This window comes from Candidatus Zymogenaceae bacterium (genome assembly GCA_016931225.1).
GTDB lineage: Bacteria > Desulfobacterota > Zymogenia > Zymogenales > Zymogenaceae > JAFGFE01.
In genome coordinates this window covers 1-25,187 of the sequence record JAFGFE010000036.1, presented here as the reverse complement: position 1 = coordinate 25,187, position 25,187 = coordinate 1, and the positions used below count along the sequence as shown (strand labels likewise).

Below are 25,187 nucleotides of genomic sequence, written 5' to 3'. Positions count from 1 at the left end.
ACCAATGGCCTCATATATAATTCAATCTCATTTCATTTTTTGATCCTTGATTTAATCGACCCTCCTGTGATATACACTATCACACGGTTTTTCGGTGGGAGAATGAAGAATATGAGACATATCTCCCTTTCGTACGGGGAGTCGAAACGCGGCATGAAACGGCGAATTAGCATCTAGACCCCCCGGGTGAAGATCTTCGGACGAGGGTTCGATTCCCGCCGCCTCCACCAGATCATCAATGAAGCAATTGAAGATAATCGATGAAACAATTTGAAATAGAAGTGGAACAGGTCACCGGGCACTGTTCCTATTCATATCGGCAGGGCGATAAGATCATCTGCAACGGATACGATACGCCGGCCGGCTTTTGCGGCGGGGCGTACGTCACCCTGTTTCCGATTATCGTCGCGCTTTCCTCCGGCGCCCGGTTCGATTTTGAGGACAATCCCCTCTCCAAGACGAAAATGGCGTGCCCCGACAACGGAAACGTCATTTTCAAGGTGACTCTCCTTGAGTAACCCTGCACGTTTTTGATATGGAATATTGAGAGGATACGCCGGCAGGCTCCTGCGGCGGGGCGTACGTCACCTTGTTTCCGATTCTTGTCACGCTCTTCCGATCACTTTCAGAATATCCCTGTTTTCGAGGATTTCCAGCTCATACCCCTTCATTCCGACGGTGAATATGGCGGCCGCAAGGTCCGTCGACGTAATGCTGAATCGAGGGGCGAGCATATTTAATACAGGATACAACCGTCTCATCAGCCGGTAGGTGACGTTCGGCTCATTTCGAGGCGTAACAGGATAAATATATCCGGGCCTGAATGCGTGAAACGCCCGAAATCCCATGCGTGACAGGCGATTTTCGACGGCCCCTTTGTCCTGGGAGAACATCATCCGGCTTTTTTCGGTGCGATCGGCTCCCGCGCCGCTTAACAGACAGAACGTTACTTCAGAATTCTTCGCAAGCACGGCCCGCGCCAAGGTTTCTGGGTAGTCCACGGTGATTTTCCTGAAGAGAACTCTGTCGACGGCTCCGGTGTATACCCCGAGGCAGTAGTAGACGATATCCACCGCTTCAAAACAGTCCGCGTTCTCATCGAGGACCGAAAAATCCTGTATGATAATTTTGGTCAGCTTTTCGTGCCGGATCCCGGACTTCCGCCTGAGGAGGCTCGTTACTCTCGACACCTCCCGGCTCTCCAGACACAGGGTCAGGACAAGGCCTCCCACCATCCCCGTCGCGCCGGTTATCAGGACGTGTTTTCCCATTTTGTGTTCCCTCCGTATCAATCTGAACAGCGTCCGCGTTCTGCCGTCTCTCTGTATCGCATACGGCACGGGACTCGGTCACGAGGCGATCCGGGCCGATACGAAAAGAAGGAGGACCGGTGATCGTTCCGTCACCGGACCTCTTGAGAGACGATCAGCAGCGTTGTCGTTTTCCTGCAATAAGGATGTTGTTATCCGGCTTACTTTCCAGGGTGGATGCCACTTTTTTTATGCGGTCACATCATCGCACAAAAAAATTAGGATACGCTTCCCGTAATGATTTCGGTCCGGAATCGGCGCGTCCTACTCCACGGTGATATCGTCTTCTTCGCTCAGGTGCCGACCCAAGAAGTCGAGCAGCGGTTCGGGATGATCGTTGAACCAGTTGTACGTATCGAACCGATGCATTTCCCCTTCCAGCCATACGGCCTCTTTCTCCGTCGGGAAGGCGTCATAGATAGCACGCGAAAGGTCGATGTCCGACCAGGGGTCCTCGAGGGACTGGACGAACAGCACCGGCACACACACATCGCCGGCGAACAGGAGCGGATGATAGTCATTCATTGCAGGCGCCCCCTCGCATATCGAAATACGATCCACCTGTTCGATGATGAAATCGGGAAGTCCGAAGTGTTCGTAGAACGCTTGGGTGCTGATCGGCTGTACCGACACTAGCGCCTTCACCCCGGCGTCTTTTAGGACATCCGGCTCCCTGCTCATCGCGATCATGCTTTGAACAGAGCTGAAACAGAAACAGACCAGACCTATGTCCTTGTCCCTCAGCTCGGGATGCTCGGAGACGAACGTAATCGCGGCCGCGATATCGTGGTACGATTCCAGCGCATCGAAGGGACCTCCGCCCGGGATCTCACCGCTTTCTCCGTGATGCCGCATGTCGTACATCAGCACCGAGTACCCCGCCTCTACCAGATGTTTGGCGGTGGGGATGAACTCGACGTCACGATCGTAGCCGGCGCTGAGGGTCCCCTCGTTTTCAATGGAATAGCCGTATTTACTGAATGTCAACGGATGACCGATGATCACAACGTCGTCTCCTGTGCCTCTCATGAGCCAGCCGGCCAGGGTGACTCCGTCCTCGGTCTCGATGTTGACGTCTTCATACTCCAGGCCGTAGTCTCCGGGATTCTTGACCATCGGCTGGCGATTGGGATAGATAAATGTATTGGCGGATATGTGTGAGAAGCCGAGTATCCCGAGGATACCGACGACGATGAGCACAAGCAGCGCTCCGCCGATAATACACAGCCTTCTCCTGTTCATCTGTACCTCCATATGGTTCTTATTGTTCATAAACCGGTGCGCCTTCTGTTTTGGCTGTCACCTTTTTCGATTCATCTCGATCCACGAGGGCGGTATCGTGGGGGGCATTCGCATGTTCATATGCCCCCACCCGATGTCCAAATACCGTTATTACCATACCAATACATAGTGTATATATGAATACACATAATCGCCCATTGCTTGCACAAAACTCCAGCGGAATGGAGAAATATGTGTGGGACCGGCGGAAATCTGATATACTCGAAGCACAGTCATTGGAGAATGGGAAATGGGACATCGATCCGAAAAAATGGCCGAGCTTGTCTGCCTGTTGGAGGAACATACCGTCCAAGACGGTCTGGTGTCCGCCGGCGTCGACAATGTGTTCCTCCTGCGTCTTTCACAGCAGATCGATCGCTTTCCCCAGGTGTATGAACCGGGAATTGTAATCGGCGCCCAGGGGAAAAAGAGCATCTATCTGGAGGGGAAGCGATATGATTACTGCGCCGGAACGTTTCTCACCCTGTTCGTGCCCATGCCCGTTGAGTGCGAGATCGTGGAGGCCAGTCCGGAAAGGCCGCTGCTGGGGGTCGGAGTCATTATTGATCGGAACAGGCTGACCAGGCTGCTGCTGAAAATGGACAACGTCGATCGGCCTCCCCCAAAACCGGATACCATTGATGCGTCCGGGATATTTACTGCGCCCGTCAGCAATGCCCTGCTGGATGCTGCCGTCCGCCTGATGAGGGCTCTCGGGAATCCGACAGAGTCGGCCGTTTTGGGTGATGCGATCATCGACGAGATATATTTCCGCATTATCAGTGACGTGCAGGGAGGGGCGCTGACTCATCTCCTCCAGCAGCGGGGACAGATACAGCGGATCGCCAGGGCGGTTGAGTATGTAAATCAGAACCTGGATAAACCGGTGTCCGTGGATGATCTGGCGGATATGGTCAACATGAGCAGCTCCGGTTTTCACAAAAGATTCAAGGAGGTAATGCATGTGTCTCCCCTGCAATACGCCAAGTCGATGAAGCTCAACAGGGCGCAAAGCTACATCCTGCAGGGGAAGAGCGTCAGCGAGGCGGGATATATGGTGGGATACAACAGCCCGGCCCAGTTCAGCCGGGAGTACAAACGCCATTTTGGGATTGTGCCGTCGGAGACGTAGATGAATCGCATCCGTTTGACGGTATGCATCGCGGCGGCTCCTGGCTGTTTTTATTTCCCCCTTTTTTTTTCAACTCTCCTGTGTTATACACTATCACACGGTTTTTCGGTGGGAACATGATGAATATGAGACATACCTCCCTTCAGTACGTTCGCGGTGTCTTTCTTGTCGTTGCCGTCGTTGCGGCGATGACGGCGCTCCCTCTGGTTGCGCTCTCCCAGGAAGAGGCGACCGTTCGGGTGCTCAACATCAGCGCACTCAGAAACAGGGTTGATCTGACCGATGAGCTGTTGGTTGAGTATGCCCGGGATATTTCAGACATCCCGTCCCGGCGGTATCCCGAGCTGGAAACGCTGACGTTCTCCAGCGGGGACGAGACGGTGGCCTATCTCCCCGGGGCACCCCTCTTTACGGGACTCGTCGATGTGTCCGGCTCCCTTGCCGCCGACGGCGGCTTCAACTTCACGTCCGTTTCCATTCCCAATGTCCCGGGGAAAAGTGACCTGGTCATTGTGGGGTTCGACGGAACCGTCAAACGCTTTGACGATGAAGTGACCATCGAATACGATGACCGCACCGTCACCACCAACAGACCGGTCTTGTTGTTGCCCGGCGATGTCATGTTTCTGTTTGTCCGGGAGACACGGGAGATGCATACCGAGGGGACGTATCCTTCTCAGGGGTGCGGGTGAACGAAGGGCGATGGCCCTTGGACAAGGGAAACGTACGAAAACATCGACCTGTTTTAACACGCGCCATAAGAGAGCCGGGAAAACCGAATCGCTTTCATCCCCGTCGTGAATGCCTTCCGACGAACACAAGAGAATGAGGCCCGGACATCGTGAGGCCGCAGAATTACACCTGCGGTGGGAACCAACATGATGGCACGATTCATGCCGGGGTTGTCCGGCCGCGTGCGGGATCGAAAACACCGAAGGGACGTCGGTGTTTTTTTATTGAGCTGGGATTCCGAATCGGGTAGAGTGGCCGGGGGAAGGCGGGCAGCCTGAACATCCGACAGATCGATTGGGCGGCGCGGATGTGTATCGAACGATCGTGGGATCACACACTTTTTTTGGAACACACAACCGGTTATGTGAGGGGAGAGATGATATGAAACGCGGGATTTTAACGTTATCCAAGGCTGTATGTCTGATGGTACTCGTCTGCTCGGGAAGTCTCTTTTCTGTGCATGTTGCGGGAGGCGAGAGTGACGCCGATCCGTATATCCCCATGTTCCGGGGTAATCCCGCCCATACGGGCAGTTACCCCACAGACGGGGTCCCGGTCTTTCATGATGCGGCATGGAAGTTCGAAATCGGCGGGGTGATCGGCTCCTCCCCTTGCGTGGCGGACGGTACGGTCTTCTTCGGCGGGTTCGACGGATACCTCTACGCCGTCGACACGGAAACGGGCGGGGAGTTGTGGCGGTTTCAGACCGGAGGGATCGTTCAGTCATCTCCCTGTGTGATCGACGGGGTTGTGTGCGTCGGAAGCCACGACGGCGCCCTTTACGCCGTGGACGCGCACAACGGCGAAGAGCTGTGGCGGTTCGAAACCGGGGGGTATGTGATATCGTCTCCCTGTGTCGTGGACGGCGTGGTCTATTTCGGAAGCTTTGATGATTACCTCTATGCTGTGGACGCATCCACCGGCCGGGAGCTCTGGCGATTCGACGGTGGGGATTTCATTCATTCCTCACCGGTCTGTGCGGGGGGTGTGGTGTATGTCGGAACCACCGGCGGCGCCGTATTCGCCGTGGATGGGGAGACCGGCCGGGAGCTGTGGCGCTTTCAGGCGGGGCACTGGGTCAATTCGTCGCCGGCGGTGGTCGGTGAAACGCTTCTCTTCGGGAGCGGGGACGGATTTCTGTACTGTCTGAGCGCATCCGCCGGCCGGGAGCTGTGGCGCTTTCGGACCGATGAGATTGTGGATTCCTCCCCCGCCGTTTCAGACGGCGTGGTCTATTTCGGAAGCATGGATTTTCATCTGTATGCCGTTGACATATCGACGGGCCGGGAGCTCTGGCGCTTCAGGACCGATTATTGGGTGGATTCGTCTCCCTGCGTGGTGGGGGGCGTCGTCTATTTCGGCGGCAGGGACGGCGGCTTCTACGCTCTGGAGGCGGAGGCCGGCAGTGAACTCTGGCGGTTCAAGACGAATGATATCATCTTCTCCTCCCCCTGTGTAATGGGGGGGGTGGTCTACGTCGGAGGCGGGGACGGTTTTCTCTACGCAATCGAGTGAGAAAACCTCCAACTTGCAGAATACGATAATCGACCGTCTCCGCCGGCGGGCGACCCTGTTGTGCACGGATATCCCGAGGCCGCCAAACCGTCCCTGGGGGAGTGGATCGATGCGACGGCGCGATTTATGCCGGAGTTGTCCGGCCGCGCGCGGGGAAGACATCGCACCATATGTGCTCGGTGAGGGAGCGTGGTATCCGTCTTCTACAGACGCACCCATCTACTCCTTCACACCCACAACGGCGAACTCGGTAAGCTCCGGGTCAAACACCGTGCCTGCGACGTCCGCATACCGCCCGGTTGTTTTGAATCCCGATTGGTGCAGCTCTTTCTCCAGGGAATCCACGGTAAAGCACTGAAGCCAGTTATAGACGGTTCGTGTTCGATCCTTTTCTACTATGGTGTATTTTTCCAACACCACCTTTTCATCTTCATATTTGAAGATGTTCAAAAAACCGTAGTACCTGTGGGGCGACCAAAATCCATTCAGGAGATTCGGCTCGTACGATGCCGCTTCCGTTCGCTGTGCGAATGCATTCGGCGAATAGACATCCAGCAGGATCGAACCGCCCGGCGGGAGAAGGGAATAGAACGTATCAAGCAGATGCATTCGTTGATCGGGACTCAGGGCACAGAAGTCACACATGATCATCATGATGAAGTCGAATTGCTCGGTGTCCTCAAATTCCAGGTAGTTCTGATGTATGTACCGCACGGTGATATTCTCAGTGCGTGCGATTGCTTGTGCGTATTCTATGGAGCGCTTCGAGAAGTCGATACCGGTCACCTGAGCCCCCCATTTCGCCGCCAGCCTGTTCGTATAGAGGCCCGGCCCGCATCCGAAATCCGCTACCGAAGTATTCTCCCCCAGACGGAAATGCGACCCGATCCAATCGACGGAGCGCTCAATGAATTCTTTACTCCGTGAGGCCGCGTCGATTTCGGGATTGAGGTGATATGCAAGCATCTGCTTCGATGTGTGTTCATCCGTCCACAAATCATCCGCCGTATATACCTCGAAGGGCTGCGGTCGATGATTGATTCGCTCCAATTCTTCAAACATTGAAACCTCTCGATCTCATGGGTATGTCACGCGCGTATACGCGCTGTTTCATTTCCCGAATGTTCCCCCGTCGGTGGAGGAAGGCCGAGTGCAAAGTGACCAAATTGTGTATAGAATATAGGACGATATGTCCTTCAGGTCAAGAAAACCCCCTCAATACAGGCGGTGTGCGTTGCCGCCCTGTGGGGGTGTGTACGGGATGGAAAACACCGAAGGACCCGTCTGTTTTTTCATTGAGGCAGGATAGTGAATAGGGTAGAGTGGCCGGGAGATGGCAGGTGATATACATATCCGGATGATCGGCGGGACGGCGCGGCTGTGTGCGTCGAGGGACACAAGCGACGACGCGGTGGTTGCTTTTTATCGTCCGCTGATACTTCGCCTCACGGGAGAGGTGCCCCATACGGCGAAAATGTCCCGCCTCATCGGCTTTCGGGCGGGAGCGGGCGCCGGGGAGGAATATCGTTTTCTCGGCATCGAGGCGGACGCCTCGGGAGAAATACCCGAGGGCATGATCGCCCTGACCGTTTCGGATACCTCAATGAGCGTGACGATTCCCGGCCGCTCCGGGATCACCCACCGCATCCGATGGGCCTGGCGGGAGGAGACGCCCCTGGGGCCGGTGGGCGAGTTCTCCGCCCCGCTGCCGTTCGACCGCGCCCATCCCGAGGGGGAGCACGTGCGCCCCTTTACCCTCACCGTCCACGCCCCGGTGGATGTGAACAATCCAATTCCGGAGGAGGATGCGATCGTGCTTTCCGATCCGGACCCCGCCTGGACCGAGGAGTTTTCCCGCATGGAAAGGCGGCTTCGGGCCGATTTTCCCGGGATCGTCACGCGGATCGAACACTACGGCAGCACCGCCGTCCCCGGCGTTCCGGCGAAGCCCGTCATTGATATCCTGGTAGAGGTACCGTCCTTCGATACGGCCCCCCGCGCGCTGATACCACACCTTTCCGGCCCCGATTGGGAGTACTGGGAATATACCGACCACATGATATTCATCAAGAGGCGGGAGTTCCGAGGCCCCCGGACCCATCACGTGCACGTGGCCCCCGCGGGGCATCGGCTCTGGGAGGGGCTGATCTTCCGTGATTACCTGGAGACCCACCCCGAAACCGCCCGGGCATATGCGGCCCTCAAGCGGGAGCTTTCGATTCGATTCCGGACCGACCGGGAGGCCTACACCGAGGCCAAGACGGAGTTCATCAGGGGAATCCTTGAGCGTGCGAAGGCCGGAGCCGGCGATTGAGGACGATACATGAGAGAAGGGAGTCGTCCATCTTAGAGAGTCGATTTTATAGTCGGATTTTTCCAAATGAGAGTATATCGGTGATATAATATATATTGTGATATTTGGATGTAGAAAACGTCCGTTGTGCTTACGCGGCGCTGCCTGCGTTGTGATGGTCCATGCCCGTTTGACTCGGGTTCGGTCCACATTCCGAACGGTGCCGGGAAGGAGGACTCTATCATGACCGATGCACACATTTTTCAATTGTTCGGCCTTGTTTACACAGCCGCGGGGCTGGGGGGGCTGCTGACGAAAACCGGATATCTCCAGAATCTCCTGGAGGATTTTTCCAAATCACCGGCGCTGTTGTACCTGTCCGGCATGATGGCTGTGGTGGTCGGCTTTCTTCTGGTGACGTTTCATAACGACTGGGTGCTCGACTGGACGGTCATCATCACCGTCTTCGGCTGGATCGCCCTCATCAAGGGGCTGTTGCTGATGGCCCTGCAGGGGATGTACGCGAAGATCTTCGAATCCATGCGCAAGCGCACGACCTTCCTGAAGGGATACTCCGTACTCGTCCTGATTTTGGGGATATTCTTTTTGGTCCTGGGGTTCTGGGTGGTCTAACAAACCATTTCCCACCATCTGATCTCATCAACAACATGCGGGTATTGTGTGACCGATCCGCGGTGGCGGATCGATCCTCGATACCCATTCGTTATCCACCGTGAAGTATTGCATCTTCTCGAGAGATATCACATCTCATTTCCGACCGATCCCAGCATCCGATGAAATCAGCCTGTTTCGGCATGCGGTCAACACGGACGTCTCTTCCCTTTTCATTCCAATCGGAATATGCTAAATACATAGTAGGCAAATATAGTAAACACATTCATTTCATTGCAGGAGCGCACCATGATCCGGCTCAGATTCCACATCCTGGATGTGTTTGCCGAAAAAAAATACGCGGGCAACCAGCTTGCGGTGGTGGAGAGCTTCGGCGCTCTCAACGACGACGCCATGCTCGATATCTCCCGGGAGTTCAACTTCTCCGAGACCACTTTTATCCAGGCGAGGGAGCCGGGGGAAAACGGCTGGCCGGTGCGCATATTCACCCCCGCGGGCGAGGTCCCCTTCGCCGGGCACCCCACCCTGGGCACCGCCTGGATCATCCGGGAGGAGCTTTTGAAGGGTACGTCTGAGGAGATCGTCCTCGATCTGTTCGCCGGGACCATCCCCGTGACGTTCAGGGGGGATGATGCCGAGATGACCCAGCTTCCCCCGGTCTTCGGCTCCCGCGTGGACCACGCCGGGGCGGCAGAGGTCCTGGGCATCGATGAGAGCGACATCCGGGTGGACCTGCCGATCCAGATCGTCTCCACCGGCCTCCCCTTTCTCATCACGCCGCTGGCGGATCTCGACGCCGTCGCCCGCTGCCGGGTCGATACACCGCTCTTGCGTGATTTCGTCAAAGACCTCGATGCGAAGCTGTTTTTCGTGTTCACGGACCACGCGGAGCATTCCGAAAACCAGATTCGCGCCCGGATGTTCGGACACTACTACGACGTCCCCGAGGACCCGGCCACCGGCAGCGCCGCCGGGTGCCTGGCGGGATACCTCAAAAAACACGCCGTCCTGGGTGAGGGAGAGGTTTTTGCCCGCATCGAGCAGGGGTTCGAGATGGGACGCCCCTCGATCCTGACGATCTCCGCACGAGAAGAGGGCGGGGAGATGCTCATCCGGGTGGCGGGTCGGGTAATCAAAACCGCCGAGGGCTTTTTGACATGACGATCGGTGATAACGGGTATCCGGGAATAAAAAGAAGCCGGGGCCGATGAGGCTCTGATTTTTCATTGAGAGGAGGATGAATGACACGACGGGTTTTCTGGCAGAGGCCGGCGCTTCGAACCGACGAAGACGAAGGGATTGATCGGGCGGTTACGTGGCTTGAGCTGTTTTATGACCTGGTGTTCGTCGTGGTCATCGCAGGACTCGCCCACGAGCTGTCCATCCACCCGGAATTTTCCCAACTCCCGGTTTTTCTTTTCAGTATGCTCCCGGTCTGGCTGATCTGGAATGGATTCACCTATTACGCCGAGCGGTTCGAGACCGAGGGATTCGAAAACCGGCTGGTGACGTTTGTGATGATTGCGGGTGTGGCGGGGCTGGCGGTGTTTTCCCACGATTCGCTGGGGGAGAATTATCAAGGATTTGCCGGAACGTACCTGATGGTTCGGGGATTCATCATCTTCCTATGGATCAGGGCCGGGCTCCATAACCGGATGTTTCTCAGGTCGTCGGCCAGATTCACCCTCGGATACATAATCTGCCTGATTCTGGTGGTAGTGTCGTTCTTTCGGCCCGAGGGAGAGCGGATGATCTGGTGGGGGCTGGGGGTTCTGGCGGAGGTCATCGGCCCCTGGCTGACAGTGGGTGAAACCGAGCGGCTTCCCGCATTTTCCCATAATAAGCTGCCGGAGCGGTTCGGCCTGATGGTGATCATCGTACTGGGCGAATCGGTTGCCGGAGCCATACGGGGCATCGCAGGAGAGGGTCAAGTGAGCCTTCCCGGTGCACTCTTGGGAGTACTGGGACTGATGCTTGGATTCATGGCGTGGTGTCTCTATTTCGATTTTATCGGCCGCCGGCGCCCACCGAGGGGGAAGGTTTTCTCCTCGTGGCTTTGGTCGTATCTCCACCTGCCGCTGGTGATTGTCACCGCCGTCATGGGGGCGATGCTGGCACCCATCGTGACCAGAGACGCCGATACGGCATCTCAGATCCTTTCCGTTGCGGTGGGATCGTTTCTAATTATCCTCGCGGCCCTCGAGCTGACCCTCAAATACACGGACGATGAGCCGACCCACCGGATCCTCAGTCCGCTGCTTAAGGTTCTCACCGGATGTGCGGCGCTCCTGATGGCGCCCGCTCACGAATCCCTTGCAATACCGGTCTTCATGATGCTTTTGGTCGCCGTCATGTGGGTGAATGCCGGGTACGGCCTGTGGATTTGGTTCACCCAGGATCTGGACAGCCGCCCGTTGCCCGCAGACGCCGATTAGAAAACCGATGTCATGGAGATAGTCCTTCCGGAGACAAGCCCATCGCTCGGTCATGCGCCGCTTTAGTCGGGATGTATCGGAGAACGTCTCGATAAAAATGTGACACATATTAGTATGTGCGGATTTCTATCGCGTCATAATGCGCCGAGTATAGATCCCATCGCTTCAAGAGCTTTTGGGCGGCATCGGGGACATAGCAACGCTCGTACTCCTCTCCCTGAAAATCGATGACGCTCTTCAGTGAGTCAAACGTCATGATGGTCACAAACTCCACCTCACCAGTCAGGTCCCTCCTGAACAGCTCGATACTCCGGTAGCCGGCGATCCGTTTCGCCTCGATTCCGGGAAACACCTCGTCGTGAAGAAGCGCCTGGTATGCGTCCGCGTTCCCGGCCGTCGTCCAGCCGTGCCACACGCGTTTGACGGACATCGTATACACCTCCCTGTGTGTAAATTAGTATGACCCCCGATCGGCCGTCCGGGCCGTCAGCAGCACGAGCACACCCTCCCGAAAATACTCCCGCCGCTCCTCGTCCCGGTCCGGACCCGCGGCGGTCGCACGCTGAATCCCGATTCCGTCCAGCTTCCTGGTGGTCAAGGCCGCCGGGCCGTCGGAGCGGGCCGCGGTTCGCCGCGAACGACCGGGGGGAAGAAACGGCAGATCGCCGCCGGGAGTTGCGGGGGAAGGGCGCATCGCCCGTATGCGTCCGTTTTATCCTGATACATGCATATATGCGACCCGTGCGCTTTTTTGAACTGTCGACGACGGGTCGGATATTTCTTAAAGTGTGAATTCCGTCCGATTATGAGAACGGCTGATTAATCTATTTGATTCTTTCTCGTATTTTTCTTATAGTTCTTGATCATTTTCCCGAATGATTTATCCTTCGTACGCTTTTCCTGATATGACATCTCATAGAATTCGGATTCTCTCCTGATTTTGAGATAGTTCTTATATCTGCTTTTTTCGATCTCTCCATTTTTGACGGCTTCGATTATTGCACATCCATCTTCGTGGGTGTGCGTACAATTTCTGAAACAACATTTTGGAGCATACGAAGAAAACTCTTCAAATGTCTGATCCAGTCCATCTTCAATTTCAAAATTCCCAAGTTCTCTCATCCCCGGAGTGTCAATGATAATACCGCCGGAATCAATACATATCAGTTGACGTCTGGTCGTGATATGCCTGCCTTTTCCGTCTTTTTCTCGTACTTCATCAACCCTGAATGCTTTTGTGCCAAGGAGATTGTTAAGCAATGATGTCTTTCCCACTCCTGATTTACCCAATAGGCAATATGTTTCGCCGGGTATCAGTCTCTTTGACAATTCCTCTACACCCTCATCGGTAATATTACTGATAAGAAGATATTCGTTTCTCAGCCTTGACAGTGTGTTGTCCAGCACCGCCAGTTCTGAAGGGGATACCAGGTCGATTTTGCTGAAAACAGCGATAGGTTGAATTCCGCTTTCATGCAGCATAACGAAATACCTGTCCAGCAAATTGAGATTGAGATGATTCGCGGATTGCATAACCAAGCCGAAATCAATATTAGCGGCAATCAGCTGAAAATCTATTCGTTTACCGGGCTCTTTGCGCTTCAACAGAGTTTTACGAGGCAGAACGGAATGGACGATTGCATATGTGGAATCGTCAAAAGCCTGTATCGTGACCCAATCACCGACCGTGGGAAAATCAGTAACACCCTCCGCGTTGAACATGAATCTGCCGGAGAGTTCCGCCAACATCTCATGCTCGCCGTCGGACACCATATAGCTGTTCTTGTTGACCTCTATGACTCGTGCGAGGGAAAAGTCGTCTTTCAGGTATTCGGCTGCAATTTCCTGAATCCATTCACCATACCCTAATTTTTCAAGACCTGTGCCTTCCATTGAGAACTCCCGCTTTTCTTATGTGCTCGATGTTTGAAATCTTTCTCGGAATCGGGCCAGCGCACCGCTTCGTGAGTCTTGTTACCTCAGGCCGTCGGAACGAGCCGCAACCCACCGCGAACGCCCACCGATAGGGGAGGCGGCGGTTCATCGTCCGGAGTTGAAGGGGAGGGGCGCCGCCCTCACGCGACGATTTCATCGGGATAGATCAGAAGCCCGGTGTGGAAAATCAGCTTCCAGCCGTCTTCGGTCAGGGTGTATCCCTTCCCAGCGCGCCCCTTCCAGTGAAGCGCATCGCCGGTCTCCCTGTGCCGCCAGAGGGTGTCCACATCCACCACCGCAAACGCCCCGTCACCCTCGGCCGACACCTCTATCCTGAGGGTCTCCCTGTGGTTGTGCACCAGTATATAATTTTCAAACAGCTCCCGCCATCGATCCCGCCACCGGTCCCGGTTGAACCGTCCCTGCACGAACACCCACGCCATGGGATCGTGGGCGGTATTGTCCGGCGGCCAGGGCCAGACCATGTCCGCGTGAAAGATCGACACCAACAGCTCCGGGTCCTGTTCGTCCCAGGCCCGGGTCTCCGTATCGATCATCCTTTCTATCTCGGCGCGAAGCATATCCTTTGCAGATATCATGAGAACACTCCGTGGGGGAAAGGAAGTCGGTGTCTTTTCAGTGCGGCGGCCGAGCCGTCCATCATTAATACCATACACCGGTATGACTGTGGGGACAAGGGGGTTTTTACGACGGGCCGCCCCGGTAATCAATTCAAAAAGCCCCGGTTCTTTCACCGAAGGTGGTCGATGTGAAACGATACAATGAAACAAACCCGTTCGGAGAAATAAATATCGAATGCAACCGATTTTCATGGTCGGGTCGATGTCTTGATTATAAAATCCTTGACTTGGAACGGCTCATGGGATATATATTTGTATGTACATACAACTAATGAGGCCATCCTATGAACGAATCCGACGGCTATACGCTGAATAAAGACGCATCCGACACCTCCTATATTCAGCATCTTCTCAACAGTTGCCTCTATTTTACCTCCAGCACGCTCTTCAGGATCATTACCCGGATGGCCGAGGAGGAGTTCGGGGTGGTGGGTTTGTCTCCATCCCATTCGTTCCTGCTGCTGGTAGCCAATGAGCACCCCGGCATTTCTCAGAAGCAGGCGGCGCACATTCTCAATCTTTCGCCATCCACAGTCAGCCGATTTGTCGACACGCTGGTCTCGCGTGAGTTCATGGAAAAGAGGGAGCAGGGACGTCTGGTGCTTTTATTCCCCACGAAAAGAGGCGGGATTCTATGCGCAGACATACGCCGTGCGTGGGCGAGCCTCTATAAACGATATACCGACATTCTGGGTGTGGAGATTGGAAATGATCTGACCAGGATGATCGACGGTGCCAATAAGAAACTGACGGGTGGGATATAAAGATCAATCGTAACTCAAGGATATGTTGAAAATATAAAGAAAATAACATACCAAAACAGCGACAAAAGGAGCTATTGTATGTCAAACAAGGTCAATATCGGGGCAAATGCATTCATCTCCCCAATGCTTCAAACCATTCTGGGCACCATGTACAATGGAAAGCCGAATTTCATGGCGCTTGGATGGACCACGAGGGTCAACCACAAGCCGTGTCTGGTGGGCGCCTGTGTGCACCGGAGTCATGCGTCCCATGGTGCAATCAGGGAGACGGGCCAGTTCAGCATAGGGGTTCCGGACGCCCTTATGGTTGCAGCGACGGACTACGTCGGGCTGGTATCTGCGGAAGAGGTCGACAAATCCGGGCTCTTCGACGTCTTTTACGGAGACCTGAAGGCGGCGCCGATGATCACGGACTGCCCCCTCAGCTTCGAGTGCGAACTTCACACCACCGTCGATCTTCCCACCAACACATTCTATATCGGCGAGGTCAAGGCGGTGTGGACGGAAGAGCGGTTTCTGACAGACGGCAAACCGGACGCGAAGAAAATGAATCCCTTTTTCCTTTCAATGCCTGATAACCGATTTTACTCCCTGGGAGACATTATCGGAAAGGCGTGGCACGACGGAAAGTCCTATAAAACGAAGTGAGCGGGGAAACCGAACGAGTTGGAAGATAAAGGAGTATCATCATGAATCCAATTCCCCGACTCTCTTCATTCATGTTCGCGGCCTTGGAGTGAGGGAATTAACACCGTTTTCCCCGGCAAATATACTTCGTTCCATTCTTCTGGCGGTGAATGTCGTCTATTCCCGGGCATTGGCGGTATATCGTCTCTTCAATTATCTCCGGGGTCCTTCCCTCATGTTCATTTACTCCCCGGCTGTTTTAGCCGACGGCCCGTTTCTTCCGGGGGAGACGGTCTTTCACTGTCGATACCCCCCCGGCGTGATAGATCCCATGGAGCCGGCGTTTCCACATTCCGTGGCGATGATGTTCCCGGTCCGGCACCTCCTCCGGCGATGAAGCTTCGGCGGCAGGGAATGGAAAGTGGAACATAAAGAAATCAGATGAACGACAGAGGCCGATCGGGAAGGGGAAGAAAAGCGTCAAAAAACCCTGAGCGCATATCCCTTTCGACGTGATTCAGGGATGTCACCCAGGAACATTGGGTTCTTTGAAAACAGTGCCGGCTTTTTAAATTGCCGGTCATTTTTTTTACCCGTTCGTGCTTCTCTGTGATATTCTATATATTTAATGTTGTATTAATTCTACAGATAACCAGTTCACCAGGGAAATGAGAAGAACATTTAAAAAATTCCATGGAATCTCCGCCGTTATCGATCCCACAGACAGAAAGCTGTATCGGGGACTTCTCCCCGATGTGTTTGACATGCCCGATGAGCCGCTGATTTCGCTGTCGATCGTCGAATATGTACACATAGCCGCATGGCCCCTCTTGATGTCCTACCGGGAAGGGGCGGTCGCATTGAGGAGCCGTTTCAAAGATGATGAGGGATGGTTCATTTTAGACATGCCGGTGACACGTGGTCTTGCCGCGATGGCGCGCCGACATATCGGATTCCCGAAAAAAAGGGTGGACTCGATTGAGTTTATGCCCGTGAGTGGTATCTGGCGGGGAGGGGTGGCGACGAATGGAAGGGATATGTTTGCCGTTGAGCTGTCGCCGGACGGGGACTATCCCCGATTCGAGCACGACCGGCCCGCATGCAAAAACCCAGCGCCTCCAATGGAGGTGTTGCATCTGGTCAGACCGCCCCGGGTGGGATCAACCCCCGTCAGGGCATGGTTTCAGGTGAAAAATATTACCAAGGAAACCCCGACGCTTCCTGGAACGGCCCGGGTGAGCGTCAATCCGGGTAAGGACTGGGCGCCGCTGATAGACGAAACGCGATTATGGCCCGGGGTCTATTTCCAGTTCTGGGGCGGCGCGTCCATCTCCCATCGTCTTCTGAATTGAGCATCCCCCAAAAAAAACATCCGACCAATATAAACGGGCGGCCCTCGGGCCGCCCGCATCTTTTTTATTTTTAGGGAGATGGATGTTTTCCTTACACCTCCACGATCCAGCCCCGGGTATCCGGCTTGTCGCCGTACTGTACACTCAAAAGCTCCTCGAACAGCCGCACCGATATCGGGCCGGGCTGCGGGTCCGGCAGGATGTGGCTTTTCCCCTTGTATGACAGCTCCGAAACCGGCGAGACGATGGCCGCCGTACCGGTCCCGAAGACCTCGGTCACCGATCCGGAATTGATGCCGTCGGTTACCTCGTTGATGTCTATCTGCCGCTCTTCGGTGGGGATATTCCACTCCCGACAGAGCTCCAAAACCGATTGACGGGTGATGCCCGGAAGGATGCTGCCGGTGAGCTTCGGTGTGATGACGACATCGTCCTTGACGAAAAAGATGTTACTGGTGCCCACCTCCTCCACGTACTTGCGCTGGGCGGCGTCCAGCCACAGCACCTGGGTCCAGCCCTGTTTGCCGGCCTCTTGCGCAGCCAGGAGGCTCGCCGCGTAGTTAGCGGAGGCCTTCGCCTCACCCAGTCCGCCCACGGCGGATCGGACGTAGTTTTCCTCCACCTTGATTTTCACCGGCGAAAAGCCCTCGGGATAGTACGCCCCCACCGGAGACGTAATCACGTAGAACAGGTATTCCGTTGCCGGACGCACGCCCAGGTGCGGCTCCGTGGCGATGACCGTGGGGCGGACATAGAGAGACTCGCCCTGTCCCGTGGGAATCCAGTCTTTATCGATTTTGACCAGCTCCCTGATGGATTCCAGGAGGAATTCCTCGTCGAATTCTGGGATGCAGATGCGAGACAGCGTTCTCGACATCCGCCGCATGTTGAGCTCGGGTCGAAACAGCAGCACCCTGCCGTCCTTCGTCGGGTAGGCCTTGAGTCCCTCGAATGCGCCCTGGGAGTAGTGGAGCACCATGGCTGCGGGGTCGATCTCGAAGGGTCGATACGGCTCGATGCGGGGGTTGCTCCAGCCCTTGTTCGCTCGAAAGTCCATCAGAAACATGTGATCTGAATAAAACAGCCCGAAGCCCTTTTCCTCAGGTTTCGGCTTGTAGCGCTTTGCGTCATCGGAGACGCGGGTGATTTTCAATTCCATCAAGAAACACCTTACCTCGAATAAAAAATGTCGCCGAATTTTGGAAGTATAGCCGACTCTCGAGGAAAAAGCAAGTTTCCAAGTGATGTGCACGTGATTTTTCACAGACTTCCCGCACATTCCCTTTGACAGAGACATATCGGCTGTGAAATGATATGCACAATATATATCTTTATACTTTTTTTGTGGATGGGTGCACATGACCGAGCGACTTTCCATCGGTATCATCGGATGCGGACAGGTCTCCCGGGTGGGCCACGGTCCGGCGATTAAAAAGGATCGGAGGGCCGTAATCCGTGCCGTTGCGGACCCGGACGATAAAGGCCGTCTCTCCTTTCAGAAAAAATTCCGGGTTGAGAACGCCTACACAGATCACCGGGAGATGCTGAAAAAGGAGCGGCTCGACGCCGTTGTCATCGCGTCTCCCCCCTGGCTCCATCGGGAGCACCTGGAGGATGCGCTGGATCGGGGCGTCCATGTGTTGTGCGAGAAGCCGCTGGCGACCACCCCGGACGACTGCCGGAAGATGGCCCAGAAGGCCGAGAGGGCGGAGTCGGCGGGGACGATCGTCCAGATCGGCCACTCCAAACGATTCGAGACCGGTTTCCAGAAGATTCGGGAGATGATGGAGGCCGACGCCCTCGGTCGCATCTACCAGATGAGCGTCTACTGGCACTACTACATCCCCGATTTCAGGGCCGGGCGGCTCAAGAAGTGGCTCGATTTTCTGAAGGACTGGGGCATCGATCTGGAAAAGAAATACGGCACCTGGCGCTATTTCGACCCCCGGGCCGGCGGCGGGGACCTGTTCGACCACGCCCCCCACTACATCGACCTGATGCGGTTTTTCTTCGGGGAGATCGAGTCCGTCATGTGCCGGACCCGGCGGTTTATCGAGTCGCGGGCCCACGAGGACCTGGCGGCGGCGATCTTCACCCTGGAAAACAATGCTGTGGCGGTGCTGGAAAAGAGCACCCTGGTGATGGGAAGGCCGGTGGGATTCGAGGTGGGCCATATCTACGGCGAGCGGGCCAAGATTTCCTTCGAGGCCTTCCAGGAATATACCCATCATCCCATGCATCTTGAGGTGTATCGGCCCCGAAACATCATCCTCGACCGGTATCGAAACATACCCCTCCCCCAGGGAAAGGGAAACACCCTCTATTTTCGCCAGATGACCCACTTCATCGATCGAATAACGGGGGGCGATTCCCTCATGCGGGAGTTCAGCGGTCCCTGGGCGGCGAACATCCACGACGCACGGGAGGCGGTGCTCTGGACCCTGGCGGCCTATCGGTCCCAGGATGAGGGGAGGGCGATTACCAGGGACGAGGTGCTGGGGATGTGACGGGTGGGACCAAAAGGCATCATGAGCGCTCATCCTCCTCGATGCGCGCCTGTATCAGCTCCCAGACGGCCGCTTCGCTCATGGGGGTGAAGATCGGTTTGCCGAACTCCCGCCTGCACAGCTCATAGACGGTCCGGTTGATAGGTGCCGCAATGCCGAAATCGTCCGCCAGGCCCAAGATGTAGCCGGTCAGGGATTCCAGCTCGGTATCGGCGCGCCCGATCTGGAGGACGTCCTGCCCCATGCTGTTGATCTCGAAGGATTGAAGGCTCTTTTTGAACAGCATATCGGAGATGAACTCCGGCAGCCGGGAGATGAGCCGCATGAGTCCCCAGCCCGGGTTTTTCGGGAACTGATATTCCGAATACCCCGCCCGTTTCACGATGTCGATACCCTCAAGGAGCGCCCCCGTCATGATGTGCTTGAGGGTTCGTGTCGACTCGATCTCCCGAAACCCGTGACCCACCAGGGTCAGCACGGCGTTGGTGAGGTTCAGAACAAGCTTACTGTGAACGGCGTCGACAAGGCGGTCGGTGGTCTCGATGTCCATCCCCCGGGAAAGGAGCGCCGCCGTCTCGTCCCGGAGGGCGATCGCCTCGGGATCGTCGGTGGTCACCCCCAGGACGATTGGCCCTTTTTTATTCGCACACGCCACGCCGGGCGACTCGATCCACGCGTTGTACCAGACCACGCCGTACACGACCCGCTCGAAGTATTTCGGGAGTATCTCCTGGTTTTCCACACCGTTCTGCAGGCCGACGACCGTCACGTCACTCCCCAAAAGGCCCGATATTTCCTGGCACGCCGCCTCAAGACCGTAATTCTTCACGGCGATGATCAAAAGACTCGCCTCGGGCTCTTCGTACATGCCGGTGATCACCGGCGCCCTGATCGGGAGGGGGTCGGTCTTCTCTCCCCTCAGCCGGACGACCAGGCCGTCTTTCTTCATCCTCTCGGCGTGTTCGCCCCGGGCAAGCAGCGTCACCGACGGGTGGTGGGGATAGAGCCACCCCCCCACGGTGGCGCCGATTGCGCCGGCGCCGTATATGACGATGTGGTTCATGGCGGCGGTTTTCTCACCTGATCCGGGTAATCTGAAACGGGACGGATGTTCCTCCGTCCCGTTGATACAGCACAAAATACCGGGGCATGTCGTCTGTCTTTTGTGTTATTCCGTGCCCTCGTCCGCATCGGTATATCCCTCGATCTCAAGTTCCTCGAGCTCCATGTCCTTCAATTTCTCCACCTGGTCCGACGGCAGGGTCACCTCCCCCTGGTCCAGGGAATCTCTCAGGGACTTGAGCTTCTTGACGGCCTCGTTGTAGTTGATCATGTAGAGCTTTTCTTCGGGCCTCAAGGCCAGGGCCTTCTCGAAGGCCTCCAGGGCGCTGAAGTAATCCCCCCTCCAGTTCAGCTCGATGGCGCCCAGGTTGTTGTAGGCGTCGGCGATGGCGGGGTCCTTGTCGATCGCGAGGATATACTGGCTTCTCGCCTTGTCCCACTCCTTGAGGGATTCATAGGCCTGGCCGAGGTTGAAATAGTTCCAGCCGTCCTCCGGGTCCAGCTCGATCTCGGCGCGGTACGCCTCGATGGCGGACTCAAACTCCCCCCGGGCCCAGTAGATGTATCCCAGGGTGTAGTTGACGTGCTTCATCGTCGGGTTCAGCTCCTTGGCCCGGAAAAGCTCGTCGAACGCGGCGTCGAAGGTGGCGCCCTCAAGGTCGAATTCACTGTAGAGGTACGCGATGCCGAGGAGATACCGGTAGTCGGCGTCGTCCGGGTTGTCCTCGCTCAGGCGATCGTATTTCGTGATGACCTGATCCACCGAGCCGTCCAGGTACGCCTCCTCGATCTCGATGACCCGGTCCTTGAGCTCATCGGTGGTCATGGCGCCGAGACAGGCCGAGGCGCAAAGCGCGAGTATACAGGTGAAAACAAAAATCGTTTTGAAGCTGCGTATATGCATGGATATTCCTCTCTGTGATGCGGAGTGATTGGGTGGCATAGTACCAGAAGGGGCTTTATTGTGGCAAGAGAAAACTGTTTTGCCTTTACTGAGGCGATTAAAGGAAGTATACTGCAGGGCGATATAATCGTTATCAATTTTGCCGGGAGGTGAATCTATGTTTCGGACGAGGCTGTGCGACATACTGGGCATCGAGTACCCGATCATCCAGGGCGGCATGGTGTGGATATGCGATCACGAGCTGGCCGGGGCCGTCTCCGCCGCCGGGGGGCTGGGGCTCCTTGCGGCGGGGAGCATGATGCCCGAGGAGCTTGAGGGAGAGATCGAGCTTTTGAAAAAGAAGACCGACAAGCCCTTTGGGGTGAACGTGCCGCTGCTTCGTCCCGATGCGGAGGCGCTCATCGATGTGTCCATCGCCGGGGGGGCGAGGGCGATCTCCACCTCCGCCGGAAGTCCCAAGCGGTTCACCAAGAAGATGCAGGACAAGGGGTGCGCCGTCATGCACGTCTCCCCGTCGGCGGGGCTGGCGGGGAAGGGGGCCGAGGCGGGAGTGGACATCCTGGTTGCCGAGGGCATCGAGGCCGGCGGGCACGACGGGTTCGACGAGATCACCACCATGGCGCTGGTGCCCCAGGTGGTGGATCGGGTGAAGGGCATGAACATCCCGGTGGTGGCCGCCGGGGGGATAGCCGACGCCCGGGGATTCGTGGCCGCCCTGGCCCTGGGGGCCTCGGGGGTGCAGATCGGCACCCGGTTCGCCGCCACGGTGGAGGCGAGGGCCCACGAGAATTTCAAGAACGCCATTGTCAACGTGACGGACACCGGGACGGTCATCACCGCCCGCTCCATCGGCCCGACCCGTTGCGTCAAAAACCCCCTGGCCGAGCGCATCATCGAGGCGGAGAAGAAAGGCGCAACGAAGGAGGAGCTGTTCGACCTCATCGGCGAGGGCCGCTCCCAGAAGGCGGCGGTGGAGGGGGATCTGAACGAGGGGACGGTCTACTGCGGCCAGATCGGCGGGATGATCACGGACATCAAGACCGCGAAAGAGGTTATCGACGATATCATCAATGGGGCAAAAAAGCTGGTGGGAGAGCTGACGAAGTTGGGGTGAGGGAACGTGAGAATGTTGAAGAAGCTTTTCTCGTCAATGTAACGTAATATAGTAGTTCCCAGCTTCGTGTGATAAGGGCGCTTATTATTTTTATACGAGGCTGGAAATGAAAAACGCGATACTAGGGATTTTCGAAGGAGGGGTGTATGCGGAATGTATGTAAATATAAAATACCTTATGTGATCTCGTTTGCTTTGTTGTTAATTGCGATACTGCTGACAGGGTGTGAAAGAACCAATCCTGTCTCAATAAAATGGACCTATGATACAGGATATCATTTCACTCATTATTTTGAAGTTGTCGATGATGTGATCTATACGTCATATGCGGATGGTAATCTGTATGCCGTAGATAAACATAACGGCAAGCTGAAATGGGAATATTATGATGAAGAGAGAGGTTTTGCTGATTGTTCAGTAGTAGATGATGTGGTCTATCTGGTGAGATTTGGCTGTTTGAGCCGTGATCGCTCAGAAATGAATTATCTATATGCCTTTGATAGCACAAATGGTGAGCTGATGTGGCGATACAATTTGGGTGGTAATGAAGTAGTTTATTACGAGACCAAACCCATAATAGCTCACAATATTATTTATATTGCAGGCCCGCAATGTAACCTGTATGCCATTGATGCGGAGAGACATGAATTACTCTGGCGTTTTAATGCAAAATATTTTGATATACGCTCCATTTCTTCAGTTACCGATGGCATGGTATATTTTTATACGGATAAATATTTTTATGCTGTTGATGCTGCAACTGGTGACTTAGTATTTCAGTGGGAGGCTAAGAAATGCATGATAAGTTCCGCAACGGTAGCCGACGGCGTTGCGTACATACCTGTATATGATATTGTTAGTCGTGAAGAAATAAGCTATCTTTATGCCATTGATGCGAAGAGTGGTAAATTGAAATGGAGATATAGAGAAGATGCAATGGGTTGGATATATTTTCCTCATGTAGTTGATGGAGTAATCTACTTTGGAGGTGACAATTCTTATGTGTATGCGTTGGATTCAGATACCGGCAAATTGATTTGGAAACAAAAAATAAGAATAAGATATAGAGGGAGACCTCACACAGCGACTACTCCCACAGTGGTTGATGATATACTTTATGTTGGATGTAAGAATAAAAGACTTTACGCCTTTGATGCCGATACTGGAAAGTTACTTTGGAGATTTAAGACGGGAGGTCCTGTATGTTCCTCAATCATTGTTGAAGACGATGTCATCTACTTTGGGAGTTTTGATGGGTATCTTTACGCCCTTGAAATAAATAGCAATGGTCAAGAACTTACAGACCATGATGAGTAAAGAGAAAATGAAAATAATGAGGAAGGAAATCTGTATCATATAGACAAAGATATCGGTATACTTAAACAGGAATAGAGTGATAGTGGTTATAGTTTTGCCGATTGTTAGGTGGTTTATGGAGTGGTCTGTCTGGGAAGATATAAATGAGGGGATGGTCTACTGCGGCCGGATCGGCGGGATGATCATGGACATCAAGACCGCGAAAGAGGTCATCGACGACATCATCGACGGGGCGAAAAAGCTGGTGGGCGAGCTGGCGAAGCTGGGGTGATGCTGTATTGAAATAACTCATTTGAGTTAGCACATTATTTTATACTTTTCCAGCTTTGTGAGATGAAGGTACTTGTCGTAAACGTGCGAAGCCGGAAATAGGAAATGCAATATCATAGATGTGCAAAGGAGGGGTCCGTGCGGAACGTATATAAATATAAAATGTTCCATGTGACTGCATTCATTTTGTTATCAATTGTCTTTCTATTGATCGGATGTGAAAGAAACAGCCCTGTCTCGATAAAATGGACCTATGATACAGGACTTATTTATAACCATTATTTTGAAATTGTCGATGATGTGCTCTATGCGTCATATCCATCTGGTGATCTGTATGCAATTGACAAAAATAACGGTACACTGAAATGGAAATATCATGATGAAGAGAAAGGTTTTACTAATTGTTCAGTGGCTGATGACGTTGTGTATGTAGGGAGATTTTGTTCGTACGGATGTGATCGCTACGAAACGAATTTCTTGTATGCCATTGATAGCACGGATGGTGAGTTGATGTGGCGTTTTAATCTGGGTGATAATGAAGTCATTTATAATTATGATATCAAACCTACAATAGCTGACGGTGTTGTATATATGGCGAGCCCGTTTTATTACCTCTATGCCATTGATATGGACAGTCATGAACCACTTTGGCGTGTAGACATTATATTAGATGAAGCATCTATACGTTCCATACTTTCTGTTTCAGATGGCATGGTGTATTTTTATACAAAAGAGGATTTCTATGCTGTTGACACTATTACCGGTAATCTTGAATTGAAGTGGGAAACGGAAAGTAAGAAAACAAGCTTAATAAATACCGCAACAGAAGCAGATGGTATTGTATATATTAGTGTGAATTATTTTAAGACCGAAAAAGACTATCTTTATGCCATTGATGCTTTAAGCGGTGAGTTAAAATGGAAATACGAAGCGGATTTAGGTAGATTGACTACTCCCCCAGCGGTATTTGATGGTGTGATCTATTTTGGTAGCGTGGATGACTATTTATACGCTTTGGATATTGATACTGGTGAGCTATTTTGGAAATGCAAAATGAGAGGTATCGCGATGTCACCTCCCACGGTGGTTGACGGCATTATTTACGTTGGGTGCAATGATCATAAACTCTACGCTCTTAATGCAAATAATGGCGAATTGCTTTGGAGGTTTAAAACAGGAGGCCGGGTTTTTAGCTCTATCATTGTAGAGGAGGATGTCATCTACTTTGGGAGTCAAGATGGATATCTTTACGCTCTGGAGATCAATGGGAATAATCAATAATATGCGGTAGTCACGAGTTGTGTTGACAGTTTGCCTTCCTGCAAGACGGTTCTACTATACTACGCTACGCTTTCCTCGGCTAC

Annotated in this window: 26 protein-coding genes; 16 read left to right on the top strand and 10 right to left on the bottom strand. The window is 54.2% G+C overall.

What is annotated here, in order from left to right; translation table 11 throughout:
- Positions 1 to 260: 260 nt before the first annotated feature.
- Complete coding sequence (locus tag JW885_14325; protein MBN1883341.1) at positions 261 to 518, top strand: TIGR04076 family protein; 258 nt, start codon at positions 261 to 263, stop codon at positions 516 to 518.
- An 87-nt stretch (positions 519 to 605) separates the two neighbouring features.
- Here the strand turns inward: JW885_14325 and JW885_14320 are convergent, their stop codons facing one another.
- Complete coding sequence (locus JW885_14320) at positions 606 to 1,271, bottom strand: NAD-dependent epimerase/dehydratase family protein (GenBank protein ID MBN1883340.1); 666 nt, start codon at positions 1,269 to 1,271, stop codon at positions 606 to 608.
- 303 nt (positions 1,272 to 1,574) lie between these two features.
- Complete coding sequence (locus JW885_14315; GenBank protein MBN1883339.1) at positions 1,575 to 2,552, bottom strand: hypothetical protein; 978 nt, start codon at positions 2,550 to 2,552, stop codon at positions 1,575 to 1,577.
- 289 nt (positions 2,553 to 2,841) lie between these two features.
- Between JW885_14315 and JW885_14310 the strand changes: the two genes are divergently transcribed.
- The 3 genes from JW885_14310 to JW885_14300 all read left to right on the top strand — a co-directional run bounded on the left by JW885_14310 (position 2,842) and on the right by JW885_14300 (position 5,970).
- Positions 2,842 to 3,723: an AraC family transcriptional regulator gene (locus JW885_14310; GenBank protein MBN1883338.1), complete on the top strand. Its 882-nt coding sequence runs from the start codon at positions 2,842 to 2,844 to the stop codon at positions 3,721 to 3,723.
- A 116-nt stretch (positions 3,724 to 3,839) separates the two neighbouring features.
- A complete protein-coding gene (locus tag JW885_14305) occupies positions 3,840 to 4,415 on the top strand; it encodes a hypothetical protein (protein MBN1883337.1) in 576 nt (191 codons plus the stop codon).
- Positions 4,416 to 4,836: 421 nt separating this feature from the next.
- The gene (locus tag JW885_14300) at positions 4,837 to 5,970 is read left to right on the top strand and encodes a PQQ-binding-like beta-propeller repeat protein (protein ID MBN1883336.1); all 1,134 of its coding nucleotides are present in this window, start codon (positions 4,837 to 4,839) and stop codon (positions 5,968 to 5,970) included.
- 219 nt (positions 5,971 to 6,189) lie between these two features.
- Here the strand turns inward: JW885_14300 and JW885_14295 are convergent, their stop codons facing one another.
- Positions 6,190 to 7,032 (bottom strand): methyltransferase domain-containing protein, encoded by an 843-nt coding sequence (locus JW885_14295; GenBank protein ID MBN1883335.1) that lies wholly within the window; start codon positions 7,030 to 7,032, stop codon positions 6,190 to 6,192.
- A gap of 271 nt (positions 7,033 to 7,303) precedes the next feature.
- On the opposite strand from JW885_14295, the gene JW885_14290 reads away from it, so the two are divergent.
- The 4 genes from JW885_14290 (at position 7,304) to JW885_14275 (ending at position 11,331) form a co-directional block, all read left to right on the top strand.
- A complete protein-coding gene (locus JW885_14290) occupies positions 7,304 to 8,284 on the top strand; it encodes a GrpB family protein (protein MBN1883334.1) in 981 nt (326 codons plus the stop codon).
- 222 nt (positions 8,285 to 8,506) lie between these two features.
- On the top strand, positions 8,507 to 8,896 hold the full coding sequence (locus JW885_14285; GenBank protein ID MBN1883333.1) for a hypothetical protein: 390 nt from the start codon (positions 8,507 to 8,509) through the stop codon (positions 8,894 to 8,896).
- A 288-nt stretch (positions 8,897 to 9,184) separates the two neighbouring features.
- Entirely contained in the window at positions 9,185 to 10,057 is an 873-nt protein-coding gene (locus JW885_14280; GenBank protein ID MBN1883332.1) for a PhzF family phenazine biosynthesis protein, read from the top strand.
- An 80-nt stretch (positions 10,058 to 10,137) separates the two neighbouring features.
- A complete protein-coding gene (locus JW885_14275; protein ID MBN1883331.1) occupies positions 10,138 to 11,331 on the top strand; it encodes a low temperature requirement protein A in 1,194 nt (397 codons plus the stop codon).
- A gap of 109 nt (positions 11,332 to 11,440) precedes the next feature.
- Here the strand turns inward: JW885_14275 and JW885_14270 are convergent, their stop codons facing one another.
- The 4 genes from JW885_14270 to JW885_14255 all read right to left on the bottom strand — a co-directional run bounded on the left by JW885_14270 (position 11,441) and on the right by JW885_14255 (position 13,865).
- Entirely contained in the window at positions 11,441 to 11,761 is a 321-nt protein-coding gene (locus JW885_14270) for an antibiotic biosynthesis monooxygenase (GenBank protein ID MBN1883330.1), read from the bottom strand.
- A gap of 24 nt (positions 11,762 to 11,785) precedes the next feature.
- A complete protein-coding gene (locus JW885_14265) occupies positions 11,786 to 12,025 on the bottom strand; it encodes a hypothetical protein (protein ID MBN1883329.1) in 240 nt (79 codons plus the stop codon).
- A gap of 125 nt (positions 12,026 to 12,150) precedes the next feature.
- The gene (gene rsgA / locus JW885_14260; protein ID MBN1883328.1) at positions 12,151 to 13,224 is read right to left on the bottom strand and encodes a ribosome small subunit-dependent GTPase A; all 1,074 of its coding nucleotides are present in this window, start codon (positions 13,222 to 13,224) and stop codon (positions 12,151 to 12,153) included.
- Between the two features lie 182 nt (positions 13,225 to 13,406).
- A complete protein-coding gene (locus tag JW885_14255) occupies positions 13,407 to 13,865 on the bottom strand; it encodes a nuclear transport factor 2 family protein (GenBank protein ID MBN1883327.1) in 459 nt (152 codons plus the stop codon).
- A gap of 326 nt (positions 13,866 to 14,191) precedes the next feature.
- Here JW885_14255 and JW885_14250 point away from each other — a divergent pair, with 326 nt between their 5' ends.
- The 3 genes from JW885_14250 (at position 14,192) to JW885_14240 (ending at position 16,650) form a co-directional block, all read left to right on the top strand.
- Positions 14,192 to 14,671: a MarR family transcriptional regulator gene (locus tag JW885_14250; protein ID MBN1883326.1), complete on the top strand. Its 480-nt coding sequence runs from the start codon at positions 14,192 to 14,194 to the stop codon at positions 14,669 to 14,671.
- A 78-nt stretch (positions 14,672 to 14,749) separates the two neighbouring features.
- Positions 14,750 to 15,319 (top strand): flavin reductase family protein, encoded by a 570-nt coding sequence (locus JW885_14245; protein ID MBN1883325.1) that lies wholly within the window; start codon positions 14,750 to 14,752, stop codon positions 15,317 to 15,319.
- A 647-nt stretch (positions 15,320 to 15,966) separates the two neighbouring features.
- Positions 15,967 to 16,650, top strand: coding sequence for an acetoacetate decarboxylase family protein (locus tag JW885_14240; protein MBN1883324.1), 684 nt, complete (start codon positions 15,967 to 15,969; stop codon positions 16,648 to 16,650).
- 91 nt (positions 16,651 to 16,741) lie between these two features.
- Here the strand turns inward: JW885_14240 and JW885_14235 are convergent, their stop codons facing one another.
- Complete coding sequence (locus JW885_14235; protein ID MBN1883323.1) at positions 16,742 to 17,809, bottom strand: branched-chain amino acid aminotransferase; 1,068 nt, start codon at positions 17,807 to 17,809, stop codon at positions 16,742 to 16,744.
- A 199-nt stretch (positions 17,810 to 18,008) separates the two neighbouring features.
- Here JW885_14235 and JW885_14230 point away from each other — a divergent pair, with 199 nt between their 5' ends.
- Positions 18,009 to 19,157 (top strand): Gfo/Idh/MocA family oxidoreductase, encoded by a 1,149-nt coding sequence (locus JW885_14230; protein MBN1883322.1) that lies wholly within the window; start codon positions 18,009 to 18,011, stop codon positions 19,155 to 19,157.
- Between the two features lie 19 nt (positions 19,158 to 19,176).
- Here the strand turns inward: JW885_14230 and JW885_14225 are convergent, their stop codons facing one another.
- Both JW885_14225 and JW885_14220 read right to left on the bottom strand, forming a co-directional pair.
- Positions 19,177 to 20,220: a ketopantoate reductase family protein gene (locus tag JW885_14225; protein MBN1883321.1), complete on the bottom strand. Its 1,044-nt coding sequence runs from the start codon at positions 20,218 to 20,220 to the stop codon at positions 19,177 to 19,179.
- Between the two features lie 105 nt (positions 20,221 to 20,325).
- Positions 20,326 to 21,123 carry a tetratricopeptide repeat protein gene (locus tag JW885_14220; protein MBN1883320.1) on the bottom strand — a complete coding sequence of 266 codons (798 nt, stop codon included), beginning with the start codon at positions 21,121 to 21,123 and terminating at the stop codon, positions 20,326 to 20,328.
- Positions 21,124 to 21,280: 157 nt separating this feature from the next.
- On the opposite strand from JW885_14220, the gene JW885_14215 reads away from it, so the two are divergent.
- From JW885_14215 to JW885_14200, 4 genes are all read left to right on the top strand, one after another.
- Positions 21,281 to 22,237, top strand: coding sequence for a nitronate monooxygenase (locus JW885_14215; protein ID MBN1883319.1), 957 nt, complete (start codon positions 21,281 to 21,283; stop codon positions 22,235 to 22,237).
- Positions 22,238 to 22,383: 146 nt separating this feature from the next.
- A complete protein-coding gene (locus tag JW885_14210) occupies positions 22,384 to 23,553 on the top strand; it encodes a PQQ-binding-like beta-propeller repeat protein (protein ID MBN1883318.1) in 1,170 nt (389 codons plus the stop codon).
- A 115-nt stretch (positions 23,554 to 23,668) separates the two neighbouring features.
- On the top strand, positions 23,669 to 23,824 hold the full coding sequence (locus tag JW885_14205) for a hypothetical protein (GenBank protein MBN1883317.1): 156 nt from the start codon (positions 23,669 to 23,671) through the stop codon (positions 23,822 to 23,824).
- 137 nt (positions 23,825 to 23,961) lie between these two features.
- Positions 23,962 to 25,104, top strand: a complete 1,143-nt coding sequence (locus tag JW885_14200) for a PQQ-binding-like beta-propeller repeat protein (protein MBN1883316.1) — start codon at positions 23,962 to 23,964, stop codon at positions 25,102 to 25,104.
- The last annotated feature ends 83 nt before the right edge of the window (positions 25,105 to 25,187 follow it).

Excerpts from the sequence above, each read along its gene's own strand:
- JW885_14325 (MBN1883341.1), top strand. The coding sequence starts at position 261 with ATGAAACAATTTGAAATAGAAGTGGAACAGGTCACCGGGCACTGTTCC.
- JW885_14320 (MBN1883340.1), bottom strand. The coding sequence starts at position 1,271 with ATGGGAAAACACGTCCTGATAACCGGCGCGACGGGGATGGTGGGAGGC.
- JW885_14315 (MBN1883339.1), bottom strand. The coding sequence starts at position 2,552 with ATGAACAGGAGAAGGCTGTGTATTATCGGCGGAGCGCTGCTTGTGCTC.
- JW885_14310 (MBN1883338.1), top strand. The coding sequence starts at position 2,842 with ATGGGACATCGATCCGAAAAAATGGCCGAGCTTGTCTGCCTGTTGGAG.
- JW885_14305 (MBN1883337.1), top strand. The coding sequence starts at position 3,840 with ATGATGAATATGAGACATACCTCCCTTCAGTACGTTCGCGGTGTCTTT.
- JW885_14300 (MBN1883336.1), top strand. The coding sequence starts at position 4,837 with ATGAAACGCGGGATTTTAACGTTATCCAAGGCTGTATGTCTGATGGTA.
- JW885_14295 (MBN1883335.1), bottom strand. The coding sequence starts at position 7,032 with ATGTTTGAAGAATTGGAGCGAATCAATCATCGACCGCAGCCCTTCGAG.
- JW885_14290 (MBN1883334.1), top strand. The coding sequence starts at position 7,304 with ATGGCAGGTGATATACATATCCGGATGATCGGCGGGACGGCGCGGCTG.
- JW885_14285 (MBN1883333.1), top strand. The coding sequence starts at position 8,507 with ATGACCGATGCACACATTTTTCAATTGTTCGGCCTTGTTTACACAGCC.
- JW885_14280 (MBN1883332.1), top strand. The coding sequence starts at position 9,185 with ATGATCCGGCTCAGATTCCACATCCTGGATGTGTTTGCCGAAAAAAAA.
- JW885_14275 (MBN1883331.1), top strand. The coding sequence starts at position 10,138 with ATGACACGACGGGTTTTCTGGCAGAGGCCGGCGCTTCGAACCGACGAA.
- JW885_14270 (MBN1883330.1), bottom strand. The coding sequence starts at position 11,761 with ATGTCCGTCAAACGCGTGTGGCACGGCTGGACGACGGCCGGGAACGCG.
- JW885_14265 (MBN1883329.1), bottom strand. The coding sequence starts at position 12,025 with ATGCGCCCTTCCCCCGCAACTCCCGGCGGCGATCTGCCGTTTCTTCCC.
- rsgA (MBN1883328.1), bottom strand. The coding sequence starts at position 13,224 with ATGGAAGGCACAGGTCTTGAAAAATTAGGGTATGGTGAATGGATTCAG.
- JW885_14255 (MBN1883327.1), bottom strand. The coding sequence starts at position 13,865 with ATGATATCTGCAAAGGATATGCTTCGCGCCGAGATAGAAAGGATGATC.
- JW885_14250 (MBN1883326.1), top strand. The coding sequence starts at position 14,192 with ATGAACGAATCCGACGGCTATACGCTGAATAAAGACGCATCCGACACC.
- JW885_14245 (MBN1883325.1), top strand. The coding sequence starts at position 14,750 with ATGTCAAACAAGGTCAATATCGGGGCAAATGCATTCATCTCCCCAATG.
- JW885_14240 (MBN1883324.1), top strand. The coding sequence starts at position 15,967 with ATGAGAAGAACATTTAAAAAATTCCATGGAATCTCCGCCGTTATCGAT.
- JW885_14235 (MBN1883323.1), bottom strand. The coding sequence starts at position 17,809 with ATGGAATTGAAAATCACCCGCGTCTCCGATGACGCAAAGCGCTACAAG.
- JW885_14230 (MBN1883322.1), top strand. The coding sequence starts at position 18,009 with ATGACCGAGCGACTTTCCATCGGTATCATCGGATGCGGACAGGTCTCC.
- JW885_14225 (MBN1883321.1), bottom strand. The coding sequence starts at position 20,220 with ATGAACCACATCGTCATATACGGCGCCGGCGCAATCGGCGCCACCGTG.
- JW885_14220 (MBN1883320.1), bottom strand. The coding sequence starts at position 21,123 with ATGCATATACGCAGCTTCAAAACGATTTTTGTTTTCACCTGTATACTC.
- JW885_14215 (MBN1883319.1), top strand. The coding sequence starts at position 21,281 with ATGTTTCGGACGAGGCTGTGCGACATACTGGGCATCGAGTACCCGATC.
- JW885_14210 (MBN1883318.1), top strand. The coding sequence starts at position 22,384 with ATGCGGAATGTATGTAAATATAAAATACCTTATGTGATCTCGTTTGCT.
- JW885_14205 (MBN1883317.1), top strand. The coding sequence starts at position 23,669 with ATGGAGTGGTCTGTCTGGGAAGATATAAATGAGGGGATGGTCTACTGC.